This is a genomic window from Natrialba asiatica DSM 12278 (assembly GCF_000337555.1).
GTDB classification, from domain to species: Archaea; Halobacteriota; Halobacteria; order Halobacteriales; family Natrialbaceae; genus Natrialba; species Natrialba asiatica.
This window is the reverse complement of record NZ_AOIO01000022.1, coordinates 1-21648: the sequence shown is the minus strand read 5'-3', so window position 1 is coordinate 21648 and position 21648 is coordinate 1. Positions and strand designations below refer to the sequence as shown.

The 21648-nt window shown below is 64.7% G+C and carries 25 protein-coding genes and 1 pseudogene; 13 read left to right on the top strand and 13 right to left on the bottom strand.

Annotation, left to right across the window (positions count from 1 at the left end):
- The first annotated feature begins 22 nt into the window (after positions 1 to 22).
- Positions 23 to 1180, top strand: coding sequence for a S1C family serine protease (locus C481_RS08575; protein WP_006108783.1), 1158 nt, complete (start codon positions 23 to 25; stop codon positions 1178 to 1180).
- A gap of 78 nt (positions 1181 to 1258) precedes the next feature.
- Entirely contained in the window at positions 1259 to 2215 is a 957-nt protein-coding gene (locus tag C481_RS08570; protein WP_006108782.1) for a TIGR03557 family F420-dependent LLM class oxidoreductase, read from the top strand.
- A gap of 10 nt (positions 2216 to 2225) precedes the next feature.
- On the opposite strand, the gene C481_RS08565 is transcribed toward C481_RS08570, so the two are convergent.
- Positions 2226 to 2462: a hypothetical protein gene (locus tag C481_RS08565; protein ID WP_006108781.1), complete on the bottom strand. Its 237-nt coding sequence runs from the start codon at positions 2460 to 2462 to the stop codon at positions 2226 to 2228.
- Positions 2463 to 2562: 100 nt separating this feature from the next.
- On the opposite strand from C481_RS08565, the gene C481_RS08560 reads away from it, so the two are divergent.
- On the top strand, positions 2563 to 2739 hold the full coding sequence (locus C481_RS08560) for a protein translocase SEC61 complex subunit gamma (RefSeq protein WP_006108780.1): 177 nt from the start codon (positions 2563 to 2565) through the stop codon (positions 2737 to 2739).
- The gene (locus tag C481_RS08555; protein ID WP_006108779.1) at positions 2739 to 3176 is read left to right on the top strand and encodes a transcription elongation factor Spt5; all 438 of its coding nucleotides are present in this window, start codon (positions 2739 to 2741) and stop codon (positions 3174 to 3176) included. Before C481_RS08560 ends, C481_RS08555 begins: the two co-directional genes overlap by 1 nt.
- An 88-nt stretch (positions 3177 to 3264) precedes the next feature.
- Here C481_RS08555 and C481_RS08550 read toward each other — a convergent pair whose 3' ends face one another.
- Complete coding sequence (locus C481_RS08550; protein WP_006108778.1) at positions 3265 to 3552, bottom strand: DUF7565 family protein; 288 nt, start codon at positions 3550 to 3552, stop codon at positions 3265 to 3267.
- A 265-nt stretch (positions 3553 to 3817) separates the two neighbouring features.
- On the opposite strand from C481_RS08550, the gene C481_RS08545 reads away from it, so the two are divergent.
- Positions 3818 to 4591 (top strand): PHP-associated domain-containing protein, encoded by a 774-nt coding sequence (locus C481_RS08545; RefSeq protein ID WP_006108777.1) that lies wholly within the window; start codon positions 3818 to 3820, stop codon positions 4589 to 4591.
- Between the two features lie 80 nt (positions 4592 to 4671).
- On the opposite strand, the gene C481_RS08540 is transcribed toward C481_RS08545, so the two are convergent.
- The 3 genes from C481_RS08540 to C481_RS08530 are packed head-to-tail and all read right to left on the bottom strand — an operon-like array spanning position 4672 to position 7436.
- On the bottom strand, positions 4672 to 5178 hold the full coding sequence (locus C481_RS08540; RefSeq protein WP_006108776.1) for a Mut7-C RNAse domain-containing protein: 507 nt from the start codon (positions 5176 to 5178) through the stop codon (positions 4672 to 4674).
- A gap of 27 nt (positions 5179 to 5205) precedes the next feature.
- Positions 5206 to 6990, bottom strand: a complete 1785-nt coding sequence (gene polX / locus C481_RS08535) for a DNA polymerase/3'-5' exonuclease PolX (protein WP_006108775.1) — start codon at positions 6988 to 6990, stop codon at positions 5206 to 5208.
- 5 nt (positions 6991 to 6995) lie between these two features.
- Positions 6996 to 7436 (bottom strand): DUF5788 family protein, encoded by a 441-nt coding sequence (locus tag C481_RS08530; RefSeq protein WP_006108774.1) that lies wholly within the window; start codon positions 7434 to 7436, stop codon positions 6996 to 6998.
- A 116-nt stretch (positions 7437 to 7552) separates the two neighbouring features.
- Here C481_RS08530 and C481_RS08525 point away from each other — a divergent pair, with 116 nt between their 5' ends.
- The 5 genes from C481_RS08525 (at position 7553) to C481_RS08505 (ending at position 12884) form a co-directional block, all read left to right on the top strand.
- The gene (locus C481_RS08525) at positions 7553 to 8500 is read left to right on the top strand and encodes a rhomboid family intramembrane serine protease (protein WP_049904536.1); all 948 of its coding nucleotides are present in this window, start codon (positions 7553 to 7555) and stop codon (positions 8498 to 8500) included.
- 237 nt (positions 8501 to 8737) lie between these two features.
- A complete protein-coding gene (locus C481_RS08520) occupies positions 8738 to 9541 on the top strand; it encodes an endonuclease V (RefSeq protein ID WP_006108772.1) in 804 nt (267 codons plus the stop codon).
- A gap of 116 nt (positions 9542 to 9657) precedes the next feature.
- Complete coding sequence (locus tag C481_RS08515) at positions 9658 to 11028, top strand: MATE family efflux transporter (RefSeq protein ID WP_006108771.1); 1371 nt, start codon at positions 9658 to 9660, stop codon at positions 11026 to 11028.
- A gap of 117 nt (positions 11029 to 11145) precedes the next feature.
- Positions 11146 to 12168, top strand: a complete 1023-nt coding sequence (locus tag C481_RS08510) for an SDR family oxidoreductase (protein WP_006108770.1) — start codon at positions 11146 to 11148, stop codon at positions 12166 to 12168.
- Between the two features lie 65 nt (positions 12169 to 12233).
- Entirely contained in the window at positions 12234 to 12884 is a 651-nt protein-coding gene (locus C481_RS08505; protein ID WP_006108769.1) for a hypothetical protein, read from the top strand.
- Here the strand turns inward: C481_RS08505 and C481_RS08500 are convergent.
- Both C481_RS08500 and C481_RS21150 read right to left on the bottom strand, forming a co-directional pair.
- Positions 12858 to 13085, bottom strand: a complete 228-nt coding sequence (locus C481_RS08500; protein ID WP_006108768.1) for a MarR family transcriptional regulator — start codon at positions 13083 to 13085, stop codon at positions 12858 to 12860. The two genes, C481_RS08505 and C481_RS08500, sit on opposite strands and share 27 nt — an antisense overlap.
- Positions 13086 to 13312: 227 nt before the next feature.
- Positions 13313 to 13514, bottom strand: a pseudogene (locus C481_RS21150) (anion permease); the annotation flags it as partial.
- Between the two features lie 409 nt (positions 13515 to 13923).
- On the opposite strand from C481_RS21150, the gene C481_RS08495 reads away from it, so the two are divergent.
- Positions 13924 to 14328, top strand: a complete 405-nt coding sequence (locus C481_RS08495; protein ID WP_006108766.1) for a hypothetical protein — start codon at positions 13924 to 13926, stop codon at positions 14326 to 14328.
- 243 nt (positions 14329 to 14571) lie between these two features.
- On the opposite strand, the gene C481_RS08490 is transcribed toward C481_RS08495, so the two are convergent.
- From C481_RS08490 to C481_RS08475, 4 genes are all read right to left on the bottom strand, one after another.
- The gene (locus C481_RS08490) at positions 14572 to 15828 is read right to left on the bottom strand and encodes an ArsA family ATPase (protein ID WP_006108765.1); all 1257 of its coding nucleotides are present in this window, start codon (positions 15826 to 15828) and stop codon (positions 14572 to 14574) included.
- Between the two features lie 92 nt (positions 15829 to 15920).
- Positions 15921 to 16364: a universal stress protein gene (locus C481_RS08485; protein WP_006108764.1), complete on the bottom strand. Its 444-nt coding sequence runs from the start codon at positions 16362 to 16364 to the stop codon at positions 15921 to 15923.
- Positions 16361 to 16753 (bottom strand): DUF2267 domain-containing protein, encoded by a 393-nt coding sequence (locus C481_RS08480; RefSeq protein ID WP_049904545.1) that lies wholly within the window; start codon positions 16751 to 16753, stop codon positions 16361 to 16363. Before C481_RS08480 ends, C481_RS08485 begins: the two co-directional genes overlap by 4 nt.
- 155 nt (positions 16754 to 16908) lie before the next feature.
- Positions 16909 to 18009 (bottom strand): pyridoxal phosphate-dependent aminotransferase, encoded by a 1101-nt coding sequence (locus C481_RS08475; RefSeq protein WP_006108762.1) that lies wholly within the window; start codon positions 18007 to 18009, stop codon positions 16909 to 16911.
- 151 nt (positions 18010 to 18160) lie between these two features.
- On the opposite strand from C481_RS08475, the gene C481_RS08470 reads away from it, so the two are divergent.
- On the top strand, positions 18161 to 18766 hold the full coding sequence (locus tag C481_RS08470; RefSeq protein ID WP_006108761.1) for a CinA family protein: 606 nt from the start codon (positions 18161 to 18163) through the stop codon (positions 18764 to 18766).
- Between the two features lie 48 nt (positions 18767 to 18814).
- Complete coding sequence (locus C481_RS08465) at positions 18815 to 19300, top strand: metal-dependent hydrolase (RefSeq protein ID WP_006108760.1); 486 nt, start codon at positions 18815 to 18817, stop codon at positions 19298 to 19300.
- A gap of 22 nt (positions 19301 to 19322) precedes the next feature.
- Here C481_RS08465 and C481_RS08460 read toward each other — a convergent pair whose 3' ends face one another.
- Complete coding sequence (locus C481_RS08460) at positions 19323 to 20330, bottom strand: DUF7139 domain-containing protein (RefSeq protein WP_006108759.1); 1008 nt, start codon at positions 20328 to 20330, stop codon at positions 19323 to 19325.
- A gap of 100 nt (positions 20331 to 20430) precedes the next feature.
- On the bottom strand, positions 20431 to 21648 hold a 1218-nt coding region (locus C481_RS08455), incomplete at its 5' end, for a thiamine pyrophosphate-dependent enzyme (RefSeq protein WP_006108758.1).

Sequence of the window (21648 nt, the reverse complement as noted above, 5' to 3'; positions counted from 1 at the left end):
TCGGGGTGGGACCCCCACGACGATGCAACGACAACGAGAGCGAGCGCTTCCGCGACGGCAGTTCCTTCGAACACAGGCTGGCCTGGTCGGCACAGTTGCCCTGATCGGCGGCGGGACCACGACTGTACTGGCACAGGACTCCGAGAACGAATCCGGGTCCGAGACTGCATCCAACTCCGGAACCGAATCCGAAAGCCCGTACACCGAAATCTACGACGAGAGCATCGACGATGTCGTTCTCGTCGTTGTTGGTGGTACCGGTGACGGCACCGAGACCGAAAACCAGCAGGGCGGGCTCGGGTCCGGATTCGTCGTCGACGACCACGTCATCACCAACGCCCACGTCGTCGGCGAGGCGAGCGACGTTGAACTCCAGTTTCGCGACGAGCAATGGCGAACCGGCTCGGTCGTCGGCGCCGATCCGCACAGCGACATTGCCGTTATCGAGGTCGATGACTTCCCCGACATCGTCAACGGACTCTCGTTTGCCGACGACGATCCCGTGATCGGCCAGGAGGTGCTCGCCCTCGGCAACCCGCTCGGATTCGACGCCTCCGCCTCACAGGGAATCGTCAGCGGGATCGACCGCTCGCTTCCGAGCCCGACCGGCTTCGCCATCCCCGCCGCGATCCAGACCGATGCGCCAGTCAACCCCGGCAACAGCGGCGGCCCGCTCGTCACCCTCGACGGCGACGTGCTCGGCATCGTCTTCGCCGGTGCCAGCCAGACGATCGGCTTTGCCATCTCCGCCCTCCTCGCGGAACGAGTCGTCCCGCAACTGATCGACACCGGAACGTACGAACACGCCTACATGGGCGTCGGCGTCCTCCCGGTCGGGCCACAGATCGCCGAGGCGAACGACCTCGACGAGCCGCGCGGCGTACTCGTCGCGGAAACCGTCCCCGATTCTCCCGCCGACGGTGTTCTCGAACCGGTCTCCGGGGAGACGACCGTCGACGGAACGGCCGTCCCCGCCGGCGGCGACGTAATCGTCGCCATCGAAGGCGAACCGATCCCGAACGAGGACCGCCTTTCGACCGTCCTGGCGCTCGATACCTCTCCCGGAGACACGATCGAAATCGAGATCATCCGCGACGGAGACCACCAGACGGTCGAGCTCACACTCGAAGAGCGACCCGAACAAGAGGCTCGGACCCAAACGCCGCCCGAACCGCCCTGAGCAGCCGCTCGCCGAGACGCGGCAGTTGCAAGCGCGCAATTGTCGGCGTCGGATATGGAGTGACCGATCACCAGACCCATGACCGACATCGGCTACAAACTCATCTGCGAGGAACACGGCCCGAGCGAACTCGTCGACTACGCTACCCTGGCCGAACAGTCCGCCTTCGAGTTCGCGATGATCTCGGATCACTTCCATCCGTGGACCTCGACGCAGGGCGAGAGCCCGTTCGCCTGGAACGTGATCGGCGCGATCGCACAGGCGACGACCGACCTCCGACTCGGCACCGCGATCACGTGCCCGATTATCCGCTACCATCCGGCGATCATCGCCCAGGCGGCCGCAACGGCCGGCGTCCAGCTCCCCGGCCGGTTCTTCCTCGGCGTCGGCACCGGCGAGCAACTGAGCGAACACATCCTCGGCGACCGGTGGCCGGAACACGAGGTCCGACTCGAGATGCTCCGCGAGGCCGTCGACGTCATCCGTTCCCTCTGGGACGGGACCACCACGAGCTATCACGGCGACTACTACACCGTCGAGAACGCTCGCATCTACACGCTCCCGGATGACCTCCCGCCGATCCACGTCGCCGCCGACGGCCCGAAAACCGCGCGAGCCGCCGGCGACATCGGCGACGGCCTCGTCGCCGTCCGTCCCGACGACACCCTCGTCGACTCCTTCGAGACGGACAGCACCGCAGACGCACCCCGATACGCTGAACTCGACGTCTGCTACGCCAAAGACAAACAGGAGGCGATCGAGACGGCTCACGAGATCTGGCCGCAAGCGGCACTGCCGGGGAAACTCATGTGGGAACTCGCGACGCCCGCTCACTTCGAACAGGCGACTGAAACGGTTACGGAGGACGAAATCGCGGAGCTGGTCGTCTGCGGGCCGGATCCCGAAGCGCACATCTCGGCGATCCAGGAGTACATCGACGCCGGCTTCGACCACGTCACGATCCACCAGATCGGGCCGAACCAGGCCGAGTTCGTCGAGTTCTACGAGAACGAAGTGATACCGGCGATCGAATGAGTACCGTGTGTTAGCCGGTTGTCTCCGCTTGGTCGTCCTCGTCCTCTTCTTCCTCGCTCGTTTCTTCGAGTTCATCGTCGGCAGTCCCGCCGCGGTCGTCACGCCGTGGGGCGCTCTGTGAGCCGACTTCGGTGCTCCCTTCGTCGGCTTCGTCGCGGTCGCGGTCGATCCGTTCGAGTTCGTCTTCGATCTCTGCCTCGCGTTCGGCTTCGTACTCGTCCGCGCGGTCGGTATCGTCTTCTGCCATGTGTCAGGCTTCGTTGCCGAACGGTTTGGACGACAGGCCGTCGAGTGCAACGTGGGACACGAAAGACAAATAAAAGACCCCGCGCTGTGAATAGACAAATATGGACGTTCCCTACGACCTCACCTCGTACGTTCGGGTGTTGAAAATGGCGACGACACCCACCAGTCAGGAGTTCTTCCAGGTATCGAAAATCGCCGGTGCAGGAATCCTCCTGGTCGGATTGCTCGGATTCATCATTGGAGGGATCATGCTCCTGTTGCCGGGCGGTGGTCTCTGATGGGCATCTTCGCTGTCAAAACGACGGCAAGTCAGGAGCGCACCGTCGCGGACATGATCATCAACCGCGAGGAACCCGAGATTCACGCCGCACTCGCGCCGGACTCGCTCACCTCCTACGTGATGGTCGAGGCTGACGGTGACGCCGCCCTGAACCGCGTCCTCGAGGACATTCCCCACGCCCGCAACATCGTCCCGGGTGAGTCGGATATCTCCGAAGTCGAGCACTTCCTCTCGCCGAAGCCGGACGTCGAAGGGATCGCCGAGGGCGACATCGTCGAACTCATCGCCGGCCCGTTCAAGGGCGAGAAGGCCCAGGTCCAGCGCATCGATGAGGGCAAAGATCAGGTGACGGTCGAACTCTACGAGGCGACGGTTCCGATTCCGGTGACGGTCCGCGGCGACCAGATTCGCGTGCTGGACAGCGACGAGCGCTAAGACGACCACTGTCTGACGCATCTCGTCTCGAATTGAGAACAATTACCAGCACCGCTTTTCTCTCGACCGGCGCTGTCGCGCTAACTCGCTACCGATCTAACTCAGTTGCAATCGCTTCGGTGTCCGCCGCATCCTCAATCGCCGAAAGCAGTTCCTCGCGCTCGCGAACCTCGGCTGAACTCGCGCCGTACGCACGGACGAACTCCGCACGACTATGTTCCGTAAAGGCGTGCCGAATCGCGAGGTAGCCGTCCGGAACGACCGTCCCACAGACTTTGCACTCACACTGGTCGTGTTCGGTCGCCTGATGGACGACGGCCGATTCGACATCCGCGAAGACCTCGCCACAGCCATCGATTCCACATTCCCATGCCATTCGTCTTCACGGTGAACTCGAGAGGCCGTCCTAATGGTCTTTTCGCAGTATGTGTGACCGCAAACAGACGTAGAAATGGCACCTCCACGGAGTGAGATGGTAATCGTGACCATAGAATCGGTAGCGACAGACGTAAAAATGACAAGAAGTCATCGTAAAACGCCGGGTCTGATAGTGACGGCCATACACTACTCCGGCCCAGATCTAACAGTTAATCGAGTTCAGAATCAGAATTCATAACTTTTCGGTCCCGAAACGAGGGCACGTGAGTGACGTGAGCGACGGAGTGGCGTCTCGAGTCGACTGTCACACGAAGGTCCTCAACGAGGCTGTAATCGAACGGGCGACCGAGGCAGGGCTCGACGCGATAGTCTATGCACCGCATTTCCGGCGGCTACCGGAGATTCGCGAGATTGCAGCCCGGTATTCGACCGAAGAGCTGTTGGTAATCCCCGCCCGCGAGGTGTTTACCGGCACCTGGACGGACCGGAAACACGTCCTCGCGCTGGGTCTCGAGGAGCCAGTTCCCGATTTCATCTCGCTCGAAGCGGCGATGGCCGAGTTCGACCGCCAGGACGCAACGGTCCTCGTTCCGCATCCCGAGTTCGCCACCGTCAGTCTCACAGCCGCCGATCTGTACCGATACGAGGGGACGATTGACTCGATCGAGATTTTCAACCCGAAACATCTGCCCCACCACAACCGGCAAGCTCGGGAACTCGCAACTGAACTCGAGTATCCGCCGTTTACGTCGTCCTACGCCCATCTCCCGCGTTCGATCGGGAGCGCCTACACCGTCTTCGAGCGGGCGATCGAAACGGAACAGGACCTCCTCGATGCATTCGACGACGGTGTCTCGCGGCGCGTCGTCTATAAAAACGGCCTGCGACGGTGGCGAACGACGGCGAACGAGTTGCTCCATCTGGGCTATGAGAACACCTGGGAGAAGGCCGACCGCCTGTTTCTCTCCGGCACGGAGCCGACGCACCCGGACCACATCGCATACGACGGCCGGTTCGACGATGCGGCCGTTTACTGATGATAGATCGTTTCTTATCGCGTCATAGCATCGTCCCCTCCGCTCCCTCTGCTCCCCTGCGCTGTAATCCAAAGCATCGGTCAACAACCGGGTAGCGTCTCGCTAACCTGGTCCCAGTGACTGCCGCGCCAGAAGTACTGCCCGCACGACTGACAGCGCCAGACCGGGGTGGGCCCCGTCGACGACCGCGACGATCCGTCGTCCCGACCGGCGGCCGGCGTTTCGCTCTCGAACGCGCCGGGTTCTGGCGCGTACCCCGGCGTCGATTCTGACGGATCGACCCGTTCGAGCCGTCCGTTACACCGCCCGCAAACGGCCGGCTCCGGCGGGAGTTCGAGTTCAACGCCGGCCTCGTGCAGTTGCGCGAGTTGCTCGTCGACCTCGTGTGCCGTCAGGAGAATCGCGTCCGCGGCACGGTTCGCGAGTTCACTATCGCGCGTCACGATCGTTCGGTTGTCGGCGCGAGCGGCGGCGATCACGTCGTCGTCCGCCTCCAGATTCCGGTCGCCGGCGTAGACGGTGTCGTAGTTGCACATTCGGAGGTACGAGACGAGGCCGCCGCACATGGTGTCGAGGAGAAATTGCATGGACCGTTCGAAAACGGGCACAGCCGATCAGTGTAAGAACTCGCGTACCTCCTCGGGTTCCCAGGTGTTGATCACGTCTCCCGGCTCGGCCCACCCGCGGCGGGCCGTGTGAACGCCCCAGCGCATGAACTCGAGCGTCGACGGCTGGTGGGCGTCCGTGTTGATGGCGATCTTCGCGCCCGCGTCGATGGCGGCCTGGACGGTGCTACCCCACAGGTCCAGGCGTCGCGGGTTGCTGTTTACCTCGAGTGCGGTGTCGTGTGCGGCGGCCGCCTCGGCGAGGGCGGTCGCGTCGAAGTCGAGTCCGGAGCGTTCGTTCAGCAGTCGGCCGCTCGGATGGCCCAGTACGTCGACCGCGGGGTTTTCGACCGCGCGAACGAGCCGGTTCGTCGCCCGCTCGGTGTCCTGGTCGAGGGCGCTGTGCGTCGAAGCGACGATCACGTCGAGGGCGTCGATGGCCGCCTCGGAGAGGCCGATCTCGCCGTCGGCGTCGACGTTCGCCTCGATGCCGGCGAAGACGTCGATATCGCTCGCGGCGTCGACTTCGCGAATCTGCTCGACCTGCTCTAGGATTTCGGTGTCCGACAGTCCCATTCCGCCGACGATACCCGGTCCCTCGGCGTGGTCGGCGAGTCCGAAGTAATCGTAACCGCGCCCGTCGGCGGCCCCGACCATCTCCTCGATGGTGTTGTTGCCGTCCGACCACTCCGTGTGGCTGTGGAAGTCGCCGCGGATGTCCTCGCGGGTAAGCAGGTCAGGGAGCGTTCCGGATTCGGCCGCCGCGATCTCGCCCCGATCCGTCCGCAACTCGGGCGGCATCCAGGACAACCCGAGCGCCTCGTACATTCCCTCCTCCGTCTCGCCCGCGAGTCGATCGCCGATGCGTTGACTGCCGCCCGTCGCCGAGCCCGACTCCGCGCTACCGTCAGGGCCGGCGTCGACTTCGCTAACGTCGAACACGCCGTACTCGTTTACCTTCAGCCCTCGATCGATCGCGTAATTTCGCAGGCTGACGTTGTGGTCCTTGTTCCCCGTAAAGTACTGCAGCGCCGCGCCGAACTCGTCGGGGACGACGACGCGAAGATCCACGCGAATCTCGCCGACGCGGACGCTCGCCTTCGCCGGCCCCGACTCGATCTCGCTGTCGACGGACCCCCACTCGACGAACTGCTCGATGACGGCCTCGTTGTCGTTCGTTCCGACGAGGACGTCGACGTCGCCGATCGTCTCGCGCCACCGCCGGATCGAGCCGGCGACCTCGCAGCGTTCGACTTCCTCGATCCCCTCGAGAAACGCGAGCACGTCGTCGGCGAGCGGGCGCGCCTCGCCGAGCAACTGGCGCGTCCCGACCTCGCGGGCGAACTCGATGTTGTCGCGGATGTTCTGCTCGGTTTTCGGGCCGAAACCCGAGACCGCCTGTATCTCGTTCGCTTCGGCGGCCGCCTCGAGATCGTCCAGGGTTTCGATACCCAACTCGTGGTACAGCTTCCCGGCCGTCTTCGGGCCGACGCCCTCGATCCGGGTGATGTCGGCGATGTCGATCGGGAGTTCAGTCTGCAGTTCCTCGAGTTCATCGATCGAACCCGTTTCGACGTACTCGACGATTTTGGTGGCGATCGCATCGCCGACGCCGTCGATGTCTTCGATGGCGTCGCGGTCGCCCGCCTCGACGTAGTCGGCGATCGGTGACGGGTGCGCACGGACGTTTTCAGCCGCGCGGCGGTACGCGCGCGGTTTGTACTCCACGTCGTCGGCCTCGAGCAGGTCGGCGAACTCCTCGAAGCGGCCGGCGATTTCGGCGTTGGTCGCCATCGCGATCAGCGCCCCCTCCGTGAACTCGCGTCGTCCTCGCGGCCGAGCGCCTGTTTCAGGAACGACATCCAGCGTTTCGTGTCGGCGGCCTGCTTGGCTTGCTGCTCGCGCTCGAGATCCGTCGGGCCGAGGTTCTCGAGGGCGTTCAGACCCCGGTCGATACCGATGATGCTCTGTGCCAGTTCCTCGCCCTCCTCGCGGGTGATGTCGCCCTCCTCGATCGCCTCGATGCGCTCGACGCGTTCCCGTCGGAGGTTGCGTTTCGCCTGCTCGACGCGGTCGCGCTCGCCGGCTGGCACGGTCTCGCGGCGTTTGATCTCGAAGACGAACGTTCGGAGGTCGATCTCCTCGCCCTGGACCGTGATCGTCTCCGGAATGTCCGCGCCGACGGTCGCGCCCTCGCGCTCGACGCGCTCGAGCAGTTGCTTGCGCTCGAACTCTTGCACGTCTCAGTATGGGGCTCGCGTCGCTAAAAATGTACAGTCCGGCCAGAACTCGAACACTGCTTTCGTCAGTCACACGAACCCCAAACCCCTTAGCGACGCCGTGCATACCCCCACCAATGGCTACGTGCGACGTGTGTGGGAAAGACGAAAACATGCCGTACAACTGTCGGCACTGTGGCGGCACCTACTGTGCCGACCACCGGCTGCCAGAGAACCACAATTGTTCCGGCCTGCAAAACTGGAACGATCCGAACAGCGTCTTCGACAGCGGCTTCGACGAGAGCGTTAACGGCGGGACAAACACGTCAAAGAGCGCGAGTTCGCGCGTTCTCGACGCCCTCCCGATCGATACCGGACCGGGCGGGCCGCTTGCCTACTTCCGCGGGAACATGACGTATACGTTCCTCGCGTTGATATGGCTCACGTTCCTCGCGCAGTGGCTCACGCTTCTTATCGGGGGTGGGGCCCTCCACCGAACGCTATTCATTCTGACTCCCCAACATCCTGAATACGTCTGGACCTGGGTAACCTCGGTATTCTCACACAATCCAGGTGATATATTACACATCGTGTTCAACAGCATCGTGATATTCTTCTTCGGCCCGCTCGTCGAGCGCTACGTCGGGTCGCGGAAGTTCGCGGCGCTGTTCATCGTCAGCGGTGCCCTGGCCGGACTCAGCCAGGTTGCCATCCAAATCTATCAGGGGCCGGTCATCCCGGGCGTTGGCGGCGTCCTCGGTGCCAGCGGCGCAGCCCTCGCGATCATGGGCGTGCTCACCGTCCTGAACCCGAAACTCACCGTCTACCTCTACGGGCTCGTCCCGGTCCCTATCTGGCTCCTCACGGCCGGGACCGCGGTCATTAGCGTCGTCCTCATCGGCACCGGTGGCGGCGGAAACGTCGCCCATGCCGCCCACCTCGTCGGTCTCCTCGTCGGCCTCGCCTACGGCGAGTACGTCAAACGGACCAAAACCGTCCGCACGTCGGGGCAGTTCAGACTCGGCGGCGGCGGACCGGGTGGCCCGGGCGGTCCGGGCGGACCCGGCGGCCGTCGGCGCTTCTAACGGATCTCTCCGTCTTCTTTCCACGCCCGCACCCGGGGAGTTTGTCACACGGTCCTTCTCACGTCCGCAGTTTTCCACACCGTATCATCGGCTACGCAGCGCTTCGGCACGTCTTCGCAGAATCATCCCCTACACACCGCCATCCGTTTTTCCCACATCCCAACCGCTAACCGCCACCGCGCTCCATCATCCTCAACGCCTATTTTCTCCCGGTCACAACACCCACTACCACGACCAATGTGTGCACCTCCGCCCCGCCCCGACCTCGCACCCGATCCCGAACTCGATCGCGCGGCAATGGAAGCCCTCCAGCGCGAAATCGCCGCCGCCGCCGTCTTCGTCGACGAGTTCACGTTCGACCGCGAGCCGCTGACGAACCCGCTGGCCGCGAGTGCCACGGCCGATGGCGATCCGCCGACCGTCGTCGGCATCGACCAATCGTTCCTCACGAACGAGGCGGGCGACCAGGACCGAGCACTGAGCGCCGTCGTCGCCGTGCGCGGCGGCGAAGTAATCGAGCGCGTCGCCGCCGTTACCGACCTCGAAACGCCCTACATCCCGGGGTTGCTGTCCTTCCGCGAGGGCGGTGCCATCCTCGCGGCGCTCGCCGAACTCTCGGTCGAGCCCGACCTCTTTTTGTTCGATGGAAGCGGCCGCATTCACTTCCGCCAGGCGGGCATCGCGACCCACATCGGCGTCGTTCGCGACGTGCCGAGCATCGGCGTCGCGAAGAGTCTCCTCTGCGGCACGCCTCGCGAGGAGACGGCGAACCTGTCGACCGGAACGCGCGTCGGCATCGAGGCGAACGCGAAGGTCGACGCACCGGAGGGGACGCTGCTCGGCTACGCCGTCCAGACGCGCCAGTACGACTCGCCGAACCGGTACATCAACCCGCTGTACGTCAGCCCCGGTCACCGCGTCGGTCCCGAGACGGCCGCCGATATCGCGCTCGCGCTCGCGTCTTCCTACAAGCTGCCGGAGCCGGTCCGCCTCGCCGATAGCTACGCCACCGAGGCCAAGCGCGACTACGTGGACTCCTGAATTTTGAATCCGCATTCGTGTCCCGCCGAACGCGGTGTTCGATACGCAGACGGCACCGGGATTCCGCTATCGGCAGCCTGATATGACGGATCCACCTCTTGCCAACGTAGAGACAGATGGTCGACCGATCGCGCGTGCTCTCAGTCTGGCGACGGACGATTTCACTGTCCTGGCCGATCGCGCTCCAGCAGACGTTCAACACGCTGATGCGGACGGTCGACATCGTCGTCACCGGACTCTTCTCGCCGGCCGCTGTCGCCGCAATCGGGCTCGCGGACCTCTACGCGCAGATTCCGCTTCGAATCGGACTCGGACTCGGGACCGGCGCAATCACGCTTTCCAGTCAGGATACCGGCAGGGAGGCGACGACGACGCGCGACCGGGCGATCACCCAGGCGATCCTCATCGGGCTCCTGGCCGGCCTCCCGATGATCGCCGTCGGCCTCGCTATCTCGGACTCCCTGATCGCCGTCCTCGGCGCCGAACCCGAGGTCGTCCGAATGGGCGGCCAGTACCTCGCGCTCGTCTTCGTCGCAGCGCCCATGCGCATCGTCGGCCTCGTCGGCGCGCGGTCGTTCCAGGGAACCGGCGACACGCGGACGCCGATGGCCGTCAACGTCGTCGCGAACGGGGTCAACATCGTCGTGACGGTCGGGCTCGGTCTGGGGATCGGCGTCTTTCCCGAACTCGGCATCGTCGGCGTCGGGCTGGCGACGGCGGTCAGTCGAACGATCGAGGCCATCATGATAACCGCCGCAATCGCGAGCGCCTGGACTGAACTCTCGTTCGCCCGGCCGCAATCGCTGACGATCACGCGCCAGTTGGTCGCCGTCAGCCTCCCGAACTTCGCGGAGGGAATGAGCACGTCGCTCGCGAACTTTCCGTTCAATGCGCTGTTGCTCACGTTCGGTACGGAGGTAAACGCCGCCTATCACATCGGCCGCCGAATCTACCAGCAACTCGCCGGACCGCTGTACCGATCGTTCAACGTCGCCGCGAGCATCGTCGTCGGGCAAACCCTGGGTGACGGCAGACCGGATGATGCACGGTTTTCGGGGCTCGCAATGACCGCGCTCAGCGTCCTGACGCTCGGAATTGCCGGTGTCGTTCTGGTCGTCGGTGCAACGCCGATTGCCCGCGTGTTCACGAACGACGCCGAGACGCTCACCCACGCCGCCACGTTCACCCGCGTCTTCGGCGTCTCGATGCTGTTCTTCGGCATCTTCTTTCCCATCTCCGGAAGCCTTCGGGGCGCAGGTGACACGCGGACGCCGTTTTACGCCCGCTTTACCGGCACGTTCGGATTCATGCTCGGCGTGTCTTACCTCGCGGGGATCACGCTCGACTACGGCCTTCCCGGCGTGTACGCCGGTCTCGTCCTCAGCTACGCCTGGTGGACGGTCGTCGTCACGGCGGGCTTCCTCTGGAGCGACTGGGCCGACACGGCAGCAGCACTCATGGACGAACGGCGAAACCTCTCGGAGTGAGATGTCGCTGCACCGATCCCAGTCCCGATCGCACGACTGACCGTCGTCGCTGATAGAACTTCCACCGAGCGCGACAAACCGTCGATACTTAGGTATCGTCTCACGAACGGGTCACACATGGCCACCGCTGAGGAAGCCGAGAGTCCCGCGGAATCCGACGAGGTCGGGGCCGACGGCACCGACACTGACCGATCCCGGGAATCGACCGATCCCGAGACCGCGACCGCAACCGGAACCGGAACGACACCATCCCAGTCCGACCGTGACGACCGCACGTCGTCGAACACGGACGACGGCGACGACCGGTACACCCGAAAACAATCCGTCCTGATCACCGGCTGTTCGTCCGGTATCGGGCGCGCCACTGCCGAGGCATTTCTCCGGCGAGACTGGCAAGTCATCGCAACGGCCCGCAACGCGGACGACATCACCGATCTCGAGGAAGCCGGCTGTACAACACTTGAACTCGACGTGACCGATCCCGACCAGATCGCGTCCGTCGTCGAACGAACCGTCGATCTCACCGGCGCGATCGACTGTCTCGTCAATAACGCCGGCTACGCCCAGATGGGTCCGCTCGAAGACATCTCGACGGCAGATCTCCACCGCCAGTTCGATGTCAACGTCTACGGCCCCCACCGACTCATCCGCGCCGCACTGCCGCACATGCGCGCCCAGGGTGAGGGGCGAATCATCAACGTCTCGAGCGTGGTCGGTCGCATCTCGATTCCCGGCTCCGGCACCTACGCCGGATCGAAACACGCACTCGAGGCGATGACCGACTCGCTGCGCGCCGAAGTCGACGAGTTCGGTATCGACGTAACCCTGATCGAACCCGGCCCGGTCGAGACGAACTTCACGGACCGCGTCGACGAGGAACTGCCCGACGACGAGCGGACCCCGGCCTACGAGTCGCTGTACGAACTCTACGACGAGGCGCAGTTGATCGGCGGTGGGGCAGGTGGCCCCTTCGCGTCCGAAGCCGACGACGTTGCGGCGGCGATTCTCGATGCGGCTTCGACGCCGGAGCCGCCGGCGCGGTATCCCGTCGGTCCGCTGGCCCAGTACGGCGTCTACGCCCGATTCCTGCCGGATCGGCTGCGGGATGCGGCCTACGGACTCCTTCGGAAACTCGCCTGACGCTGTCGTGTCACGACAGCAACTCTATTCACGATTCCCCGAATAGAAAGCGACGGTTACCGATCATGTCGAACTCGGAACTCGATACCGTTGAACTCGCGGACGCGGTTTCGAACGTCCTCTACAGTATCGCCGGTTGGCTCTCGATCGCCGTTGGACTTCTCGGGACGCTCACAGTCGCTCTAAAGTTCGCGAACGAAGGACTCACAGATGGTGAGCTACTGCCGCCGGCGATTGTCCTTGCCGTCATGCTCGGCCTCGTCGCTCTCGGTATCTTCGTGACGCCCGGGTTCCGACGCCGACTGAATCGACGAGGCGCATTGTCGCAGTTCGGATACGCCCACTCCGTCGACAGTCGTGTCATCCGCCCGGAAGCGGAGTGTGCCGAACGCTGTGCGAGCTGTCGCTCCCGGATTGAGAAGGGCCTGGTGCGACGGTATCGAGCCGAGTTCACAGTCGCCGGTATTCCCGTCTACACCGGTTCCGAGGGACGCAACCACTACTGCTTCGAGTGTGCACTCGACGAAGTGTTTCCAGCAGGGAGCGGGCGTTCGGCTCCGGAGGGAGCGGGTTTCGACGACAGAGACGTACGGAACTCGACGGCAAGGCCGGCAAGGACACCGACAGGGACACGACCAACCCCGCTGCATTCACCACGCGCGACTAGTCGCGCCGTGATCGGCGACAGGTCAATCTGCAGCCGCCTGCCGTACTGACGCTCCAGAACAGGTCAACGTGTACGCGCCACCCGGTCGTCTATTCACGTAGCCCGCCCGCTGCAGCGCTCGACAGTGTCGGTCGACCGTCATCGGGTGGATCGTTATCTCGAGTGCAGTCGCGATCTCCGCGACGGTTATCGCTTGCGTCGTCTCGAGAACGGCGAGAATCGAACGTTCCTGGGCTGAAAGCGATGTCATGGGACAGAAGGGCCGAAGGATGACGAGTGCGATGCTATGGGAGCGCGGTATCCGAGTGTGGCGTTTCGCCTGGGGACAGGTCGGGCGTCAGCTGAACTCGGCTGCGTCGTCGCGTCGTGGTCATCGTGCCCGTGCCTATCGTTGGCGAGTTTCCCAATCAAGCGGCGCGCTGATTCTCAGTTGATGGGAACGGTCCGGTATCGCGGGAAAACGCCGGCTCGAGGGGGTTAGCCGCCCCAGGACTCGACGACCTCGGTGGGGAGTGTTCCCAGGTCGATACCCCGCGCCATCGGGAGCCACAGCAGTGCGACGAATGTGATCAATACGATCTCGATGACGTTGAGTCCGACGCCGACGCGGGCCATCTGGGGGCGGGATGTAGCCGCTTCCGAAGGCGATGGCGTTGGGTGGTGTCGCAACCGGGAGCAGTGTCGATTCCCGTCTTTGCGACGGACCTGGGCGGTACCACAGACGTTCAGCCACCGGTCGTCTGGAGGTGGACGGAGTTCCACTCACCGTCGTCACAGCAGCACAATCGCGAAGCACGACCGGTTGTGACGGATCGGACTACTCCGAGTCGGTCTCATCCCGTTTCTGCGTCTGCCACCAGTTGATCGCCCAGTTTGGAAGGAATAGCAGAACCACGGCTACGACGCTTACGAGCGCGATTATCAGTGTCTCGATCATCGATGCTTGGACCGAATACCACGCGATTTGTCGTACGTGTTTTGCCGCCGTACCGAACGAGTTCAAAGCGGTGCCTGCCGGTGGAAACCCTGCCGGATAGGAAGGGTGCCGATCAGTATCGATATATAGCGACTTCCCGTCTACGCGATTGATGGAACGCAGCGGTACCGATACGCCTTCGGGGGAACCTGCTCTCGGTGTAAAAACTCTTGCGGGCGTCACGGGCCTCTGTGCGTTCGTCGTGGCCGGTTTCGGCATGTTCTCCATCGTCGAGCTTGAGCCACGTCTCGCGTCGAGAACTCTGCTGTCGCTCGTCGTCCCAGCGTTGCTACTCGGGTTCGGCCTCGGTGTGCTCGTTTTAGCCGCGGGATTGTGGAGCGGGCTGTACTGGGCCTGGAGTTGGATGGTTCTCCTCTATACCGGGAGTACGTTCGGTGGCCTTGCCGCAGGAATCACCACCGGTGACCTCTCAGCGCTCGGTAGCGCCGTGGGTTCGGGACTCATTGCAGCATACCTTTACCGTCACCGCAACGAGTTCAACGCGACGAATCGCTGAGCGCGGTGCTTCCGTTGCGATCGTAACCGGCGCGGCCGATACAGGTGACGGCACGCCGAGACGGACAGCGGAAAATCACTTTCGGGCCCACATCGAATCATCGCCCACGTATCGCGTGTTGCTTCCCGTCGACGAGCAGGAATAATCGGACGTAAGCGCAGGTGAACGCCGTTCTCGACGTGACGACCGGATTGTCGCGACGGATTCGAGAGGCGTTTCGACGCGAGACGATCGAGTGGCCGGCTACCGGAGACAGGCCGCGACGACTTCGAGCATCCCGATTCCGCGGACCTCGTCGGCGAACAGCGGCACTCGCCGCACGTCCGGTCCCCGAAAGAGGTCCTGGGCCTCCGCGAGCGCCGACTGCTGGACGTCCCAGCGGCGCTGGCAGAACTCGCAGTCGTCCAGGTTCGGCCGCAAGAACTCGCCGTCGACGTCGTCGGTGACGTTCGAAAGCGGCTCCATCACGCGGTTGACGACGACCGTGCCGACGGGGATCTCGAACTCCCGCAACTGCTCTCGCAGCCGCGTCGACTCGTAGACGCTCATCTCCTCGGGGATCATCACGATCCGAAAGTCCGTTCGCGTGGGATCCTGGAGCGCCGACCGGAGCCGTTCGATACGCGTTCGCAACTCCTTCAGATCGGACAGATCCTGCGTCTGCTCCTCGTCGTCCTGGCCGCCGAACAGCCCCTTCATGCCCTCGAACATGCCGCTTAGCCGCTGGCGGAGTTTGAGCATCCGGCCGACCATCGTGTCCATGACCTCCGGCAACTGAAGCAATCGCAAGGTGTGGCCCGTCGGTGCCGTGTCGACGACGACGCGGTCGAATCGCTCGTCGTCCATGTACGCGAGCAACAACTGCATCGCCGCGGCCTCGTCCGCGCCGGGCATCGCACCACCGAGCATCGCTTCCATGGGATTCTCCCCGCCGAGCATGTCGCCGAGGCCCCCGAGATCACCCAGCCCGCCGGCCCCGCTCTGGTCGCCGGAGCCGCCGAACGGATCGCCCTCGCCGAAGCCGTCGGATCCGTCGCCGGCACCGAACTCGGCGTCCTCACCGCCGCCACCGAAAATCGCCTGGCCGCGTTCCGCAGCCGCTTCGGGGTCGATCTCGGCACCGTAGAGCGGCACGTCCTCGCGAAGTCGGGCCGGTTCGGCGGGCACGTCGATCTCGAACGTATCGGAGAGCGAGTGGGCGGGGTCCGTCGAGACGACGAGCGTGCTGGTCCCGCCCCGGGCGCTATCGAGCGCGGTCGCGGCGGCCATCGTCGTCTTGCCGACGCCACCTTTCCCGCCGTAGAGGACGTACTCCGGCCCGTCGATCGGCTCGTCGGACGGCTCGACATCGACCGTTTCCCGCGCTGGCTCCTCGTCAGGTGAACTCGTCGGCGTGACCTCGATCGTATTCGAGTCGCCGCTGTCGGTTTCGCCGCCGTCTGCACCGGCGACAGTCTCCGTCTCGTCCTCGTCGACGACTCCAACGTCGATTCCACTCATGTCAGTCGCTTCGATTCGATCACACGAGTATTCGTCGGTCCAACGTAGGTCTCTGGCCGAACGAAGGACGGAGGTACAACGGAAAACGCGAGTTATCGGACGACCGTAACCGGGACCGGTGACCGCCGAACGACGCTCTCCGCGACGCTCCCGAGCAACACGCGAGACACGCCGTCTCGCCCGTGACTCCCGATAACGATCGTCTCGTAACCCTCATCGGCCGCCCGATCGACGATCCGCCGCTCCGGCTTGCCCGCCGCGACCTCCGTTTCGAGTTCACGATCCGCGCTCGCAGCGAGCGCGGTCGCCTCCTCGAGGAGGTCGGTCGCGTACTCGCGGGCCCGCTCGGTGACGGGCAGGCGAAGTTCCGGTCCCTCGAGCGGCTCGAACGTCGTTTCTGCGATCGGGATCACGTAGAGGGCGGTGATCGCCGCGTCGGGGAACGTTTCGAACGCGAACTCGAGTGCGGCCGTCGCCGGTTCCGAGCCATCGTAGGGGACGAGTATGCGGCTGTCACCGGCGTGCTCTCGGGTCATTCGAGAGCGGACTCGTCGATCAGTTCGAACAGCGGATCGAAGTCCTCCGGCAGGCCGTTCCGTACTTTTTCGATGTTTCCCGGGGGAACCACGGACGCGACGATAGCAACCAGTTGCTGGGCGTGGTAGTTCGCATCGGAACGATCGACGCCTTCCCGTTCGGCAACTCGGTCGAGAAACTCCTGATAGTCGAAGCGCTGTCCGTGATCGGCCGCGATCAGGTACCGGTCGATCTCCATCGGGAGCGGGCTGGCGAGGTCGGTTGCCTCTCCCCCCTGGAGCCGTTCTCCCAGCGTCGTCAGGACGGCTCGGGTCGCCCGAACGGCCTGGCCGGCCCGTGCGAACTCGAGTTCGTGTTGGACCTGGCCGATGAACTCGGTGTAGTTCATAGCGATAGGGATGACGACATCGACCCGGCTGATAAAGCTAGCAGTGGCAGCGGTACCCGCTCGGTCTCGCTGCTTCAGCGGCGTTCGAAAGCGCGAACTCGAGGGTCGTCGGCGTTCGAACAGCGGAGCGAACTCGAGTCGGCAGGAACGGCCGATCAATCGAAGTACTGCACCAACCGTTCGGCGGCTTCCTCGACGCGCGGGGTGACGAGGGCGAACCGGAGCCAGTCGCTGCGAGAGTCCCCGAACGCGTCGCCGGGCATCCCCGCGACGCCGATTTCGTCGATCAATTGCTCGATGTTTGCGAGCGTTCCCGGATACCCTTCGAACCGAGCCATGACGTAGAACGCCCCTTGTGGTGTTGTATAGGCCGCGCCCGCGGCGTCCAGCGCATCGGTGAACGTCTCGACGCGCTCGCGCAGCAGCTCGCGGTTGCGCCGATAGTAGTCCGGGTCCGTCTCGCGCAGGGCGTGTAACACCGCGTACTGGGCCGGGCGGCTCCCGGCGACGTTGACGAGCATGTGCCGACTCCGCGCGTTTGCGACGAGTTCAGGCGGGAAGATGGCGTACCCGACCCGGAAGCCGGTGATCGCGAGCGATTTCGAGAAGGCGTTGGTGACGATTCGGTGATCGGAGTCGACGCCGAGGGCGCTCGAGAACTGGCCCGAGAGATCGAAGTGGTCGTAGACCTCGTCGCTGATGAGGATCGCGTCGTACGCTTCGGCGGCGGCGACGAGTTCGCGAACGGTTTCCTCGGGGTATACCGCGCCCGTCGGGTTGTTCGGCGAGTTGACGACGATGGCGGCCGTCTCGTCGCTCGCGGCGGCGCGCACGTCGGCGGGATCGAGTTGGCCCGCCTCGTCCGTCGAGACGAAACGCTGTGTGCCGCCGAGCATCGTCGTCTTGCCGGGGTAGTAGGGGTAGACGGGTTCGGTCAACAGGATCTCGCTCCCCCGGTTGCGTTCCATCGCCCGGGCCATCGCGAGGTAGTTCGCTTCGCCCGCCCCGTTCGTGATGACGACCTGGTCGATGTCGACGCCGCGGCGGTCGGCGATTTCCGCGCGGAGTTCGATCAGTCCGTCGCTCGGCGGGTACTGGAATCGGTCCGGGTCGGCGTCGGCGAACTCGTGGAGGCCGGTTCGAAGCGCCTCGGGTGGCTTCCAGTCGGGGTTGCCGCTGACCATGTCGATGACATCTGTCTCCGCTCGGTCGGCGTACTCCATGACGTGGAAGAAAAGCGGCGTCTCGTACTCCATGGGGGTGTATGGGACTGCCCGTACCGTCGTTCTTTCCGTTCCGCCGTTCTCTTCGTTCCGTCGCTCTCGATGGCCTCGTAGCCGTTCCGTCCGTCGCCTCCGACGGTGAGCCAACCGCGCCTTGACAACGCTGGATCCCCTTCGGACAGCTATGAACGACGACATCGATCGCACCCTCCCGATGGACGTTGCCGACGCGCTTCGAGAGACCGAAGAAACGCTTTCGGTCGCCGAGTCCTGTACCGGCGGCCTGATCGGGGCGGCGATCACCGCCGTGCCGGGCGCGAGCGACTACTTCGAGTCCGGGCTGACGACCTACGCCTACGACGCCAAACGCCGCCACCTCGGCGTCGGTCGAGAACCGCTCGATGAGCACGGCGCTGTCTCCGAACCGGTCGCACGGGAGATGGCCCGCGGCGTCCGCGACGTGACGAACGTCACCTGGGGCGTCTCAACCACCGGCGTCGCCGGGCCCACCGGCGGGGGCGAGGAGACGCCGGTCGGCACCGTCTTCATCGGCGTCGCCTACGCCGGTCCCTGGGGAAGCGAATCCTCTTACGCGACGGTCTCGCGCTACGAGTTCAGCGGCGACCGGGCGGACGTTCGCGCGAAGACCGTCGATCGGGCGCTCGCGGATTTGCTCGCGGAAGTCAAAGGCCAGCATCCCGAGGCGGTCGACGCCGAGACTGATATCGATCTCGAGACTAACGCTGACACTGACACCGACACCGACACCGATACTGATACGGCCGAGTGAGAGTCACAAAAGAAAGCTATTCGGCGGTCGGATTTCGAGTATCGGGTGATGAACAAGAAGGGGCACGTCCTCAACGCCGCGCTGTTGAGTATCGGACTGGGATACCTGCTCGAACCGGCCGGGAATCTGGCGACCTTCGAGACCATCGTCTCAATCGGCGTTCCGATCACGCTCGGCGCGCTGTTTCCGGACGTCGACACCGCGTTCGGCAAGCACAGAAAGACGCTGCACAACCTGCCGATTCTGGCCGGCTTCGCCGTCTTTCCCGAACTCTTCGGCAACCTCGAGTGGGTCTGGGTCGGTATTCTGACGCACTACGTCCTCGACGTGGCGGGGAGCAAGCGCGGGATCGCGCTCTTCTATCCCCTCTGGAAGCAGGAGTTCGGCCTGCCGGTCGGCGTCGCGGTCAGCAGTCGGCGCGCCGATCTCGTGACGGTCCTCGTGACCGCCGCGGAGGTCGCACTGGCGGCGGTTCTCGTGTTCCGGTTCCCGCAGGAAGGAATTGAACTCGCGCGGCAGTCGATCGGCTTCTAATCGGTACCGCGACTGCTATCACTTACCGGCGGTTCGGCGTCCACTCTTCACAAGCGTCCATATCGTCCATGCCCTGTTCGTGGTAGGCGCAGTACGGAACCATTCCCGAAGACGAGCGGACGTACTCGAAGTGCCTGCAGTTGCCACAGTAGCGATCGGTCGGCTCGGCTGGTTCGGTCGCTGTGGCATCGTCCGGCGCATCCGTGACGATTTCTGCGTCCGTGCCGTCGCCGAGCGGCTCGGACTCGATCGGCGAGGAGAGTTTGGTTGCGGTTGCGCCCCCGTCGCTTGTGACGGCTCCGGTGGCGGCTGTCGACTGTGTCGTGGCCCCCTCTCTCGCCTGTCCGGCTTTCGAGGCGGCTGAGGAGGACGAAGTCGATCGGGAGGAGGATAGACCGCCGTCGGTTTCGTCGCCGTTCGTCTGCGTTTCGACGTCTCCGTCGGGGGTTCCACCGAGGAATCCGATACCGCCGAGCCCGCCCGGATCGGTCGACTCCTCGACTTCGACGACCGTCTGATTGTGCCGCGTCACGTTCATCTCGAGCATGCCGCCGGGGTCGTTTCGCGTTTTGAAGTTGACGACGGCGACGAACAGACACCAGACGGCGATGAAGAGGCCGAGGAGGTAGATCGCGGAGACTTCGAGCGTGAGTTGATCGCTGCCGTAGCGCCAGCGATGGGGGTAGGCGTACCAGAAGAGCACGACCCCGAGGAGGCAGAGACTCGCGCTGATCGCGGCGGCGGCCCGAACGCGGCGGCTCGCCGGCAAAACCGTAAAGACGCCGACGAGTGCGGCCGGGACGCCGATCCCCGCGAGGACGCCGGCGACGCGGACGACCGCGTACCCATCGCCCATTCCCCAATCGGTGAACCCGACCACGAACTCGGCGGCGACGTCCGTCGTGGCGACGAGTACGGCGACGACGGCGAGAATCGCACCCACCAGGACGAGCCCCGTGCCGGCGTACAGCCGCCGTCGGCTCGTCACCTCCCGGGTGTTCCCCTCGTACGCCTCCGTCAGGCTTGTCATGCTGGCCCGTTCGCTCTCCCAGCACAAAACGATACGTCAGACATATATAAAAGAACAGATATTTTTCCGACGCGAGTACACGGCCGAAACTGGGGGCCCCTCAACGGTCGACGACCGGCACGTCGACGACGACCGGCCCCTCGTGCTCGAGCGCCTCGCCTATCGTCTCGCCGATCTCGCCCGGGGACTCCAGGCTGATACCGGTTGCCCCGTGCGCCTCGGCGCTCCCGACCAGATCGACCGGCGGTTCGAACTCGATGCCGGCGTAGTCGAACTCGTCCGGATCGCCGCCCATCAGCGCCGCCGTGTTCTCCTTGAGGATGCGATAGTTCCGGTTGTCGGGGATGACGACGGTCAGATCGAGGTCGTACCGCGTCGCCGTGTACAGCGTCTGCGGATAGTAGAGGTACGAGCCGTCGCCGACGTACCCCAGGACGGACCGATCGCCGCCCGCCTCGCGTTCGGCGACGGCAGCGCCGACGCTCGCGGGCAGTCCGTAGCCGAGTCCGCCGCCCTTCGTCCCCAGTAACTGGGTGGCCTCGAACGGGAACTCGTCGAGGAGCGGCGGCGACGCGGTGATGGCTTCGCTGACGATAAGCGCGTCAGGCGCGGCGCGGCGAAACGCCCGCGCGAGACCGGCTTTCGTAAGCGTCCCGTCGACCGTCTCGGGCGTCGCCGAACCGGACGCCTCGCTCTCGGCCCACGCGCGGACACCTTCGAGTCGCCGCTCCCGTTCGCCCTCGTCGACGGCCGCCGCGACCCGCTCAGCGAGTTCGGGCAGGATCGCCGCCGGATCGCCGAGCACCGCCGTATCGGCGGGGGCGTGCTTGCCGAGTTCCCAGGCGTCGGCGGCGATGTGGACGCAGTTCGCGTCGTCGGGGACCAACCGTCTCGTCGGTCGCGTGACCGTCGTATTCGTCGAGCAGCCGACGAAAACGAGCGTATCGGTGTCCATCGCCGCCGCCGTCGCGGGCGCTTTCGTCGAGAGGACGCCCTGCCACTGCTCGTGAGCCGTCGGAAAGTTCACCTCGTAGGCCAGGATCTCGTTGTGAACTCGTGCGCCGGCGGCCTCGGCGAGTTCGACCGCGGCTGCGACCGCTTCGGAGCCCCGGCGGCCGACCTCGTCACCGAGGACGATGACGGGTTCCGTGGCGGTGGCAAGCGCTGTGACGGCCTCGCCGATGGCGTCCGCGTCGCCGCGTCCGGCGGTCGGAATCTGGCCGAGCCGTTCGGGCGACTGGTCCGTCTCGGCCTGCTGGACGTCGACCGGGACCGAGAGAAAGACCGGTCCGGTCGGCGGCGTCAGCGCGGTTCTGAC

Bases quoted from the DNA above. Each gene is read 5' to 3' on its own strand.
- C481_RS08555 (WP_006108779.1), top strand. From the start codon at position 2,739: ATGGGCATCTTCGCTGTCAAAACGACGGCAAGTCAGGAGCGCACCGTC.
- C481_RS08550 (WP_006108778.1), bottom strand. From the start codon at position 3,552: ATGGCATGGGAATGTGGAATCGATGGCTGTGGCGAGGTCTTCGCGGAT.
- C481_RS08490 (WP_006108765.1), bottom strand. From the start codon at position 15,828: ATGAGTGGAATCGACGTTGGAGTCGTCGACGAGGACGAGACGGAGACT.
- C481_RS08520 (WP_006108772.1), top strand. From the start codon at position 8,738: ATGTGTGCACCTCCGCCCCGCCCCGACCTCGCACCCGATCCCGAACTC.
- C481_RS08570 (WP_006108782.1), top strand. From the start codon at position 1,259: ATGACCGACATCGGCTACAAACTCATCTGCGAGGAACACGGCCCGAGC.
- C481_RS08475 (WP_006108762.1), bottom strand. From the start codon at position 18,009: ATGGAGTACGAGACGCCGCTTTTCTTCCACGTCATGGAGTACGCCGAC.
- C481_RS08505 (WP_006108769.1), top strand. From the start codon at position 12,234: ATGTCGAACTCGGAACTCGATACCGTTGAACTCGCGGACGCGGTTTCG.
- polX (WP_006108775.1), bottom strand. From the start codon at position 6,990: ATGGCGACCAACGCCGAAATCGCCGGCCGCTTCGAGGAGTTCGCCGAC.
- C481_RS08560 (WP_006108780.1), top strand. From the start codon at position 2,563: ATGGACGTTCCCTACGACCTCACCTCGTACGTTCGGGTGTTGAAAATG.
- C481_RS08565 (WP_006108781.1), bottom strand. From the start codon at position 2,462: ATGGCAGAAGACGATACCGACCGCGCGGACGAGTACGAAGCCGAACGC.
- C481_RS08470 (WP_006108761.1), top strand. From the start codon at position 18,161: ATGAACGACGACATCGATCGCACCCTCCCGATGGACGTTGCCGACGCG.
- C481_RS08515 (WP_006108771.1), top strand. From the start codon at position 9,658: ATGGTCGACCGATCGCGCGTGCTCTCAGTCTGGCGACGGACGATTTCA.
- C481_RS08495 (WP_006108766.1), top strand. From the start codon at position 13,924: ATGGAACGCAGCGGTACCGATACGCCTTCGGGGGAACCTGCTCTCGGT.
- C481_RS08510 (WP_006108770.1), top strand. From the start codon at position 11,146: ATGGCCACCGCTGAGGAAGCCGAGAGTCCCGCGGAATCCGACGAGGTC.
- C481_RS08465 (WP_006108760.1), top strand. From the start codon at position 18,815: ATGAACAAGAAGGGGCACGTCCTCAACGCCGCGCTGTTGAGTATCGGA.
- C481_RS08485 (WP_006108764.1), bottom strand. From the start codon at position 16,364: ATGACCCGAGAGCACGCCGGTGACAGCCGCATACTCGTCCCCTACGAT.
- C481_RS08575 (WP_006108783.1), top strand. From the start codon at position 23: ATGCAACGACAACGAGAGCGAGCGCTTCCGCGACGGCAGTTCCTTCGA.
- C481_RS08480 (WP_049904545.1), bottom strand. From the start codon at position 16,753: ATGAACTACACCGAGTTCATCGGCCAGGTCCAACACGAACTCGAGTTC.
- C481_RS08540 (WP_006108776.1), bottom strand. From the start codon at position 5,178: ATGCAATTTCTCCTCGACACCATGTGCGGCGGCCTCGTCTCGTACCTC.
- C481_RS08460 (WP_006108759.1), bottom strand. From the start codon at position 20,330: ATGACAAGCCTGACGGAGGCGTACGAGGGGAACACCCGGGAGGTGACG.
- C481_RS08525 (WP_049904536.1), top strand. From the start codon at position 7,553: ATGGCTACGTGCGACGTGTGTGGGAAAGACGAAAACATGCCGTACAAC.
- C481_RS08500 (WP_006108768.1), bottom strand. From the start codon at position 13,085: ATGACATCGCTTTCAGCCCAGGAACGTTCGATTCTCGCCGTTCTCGAG.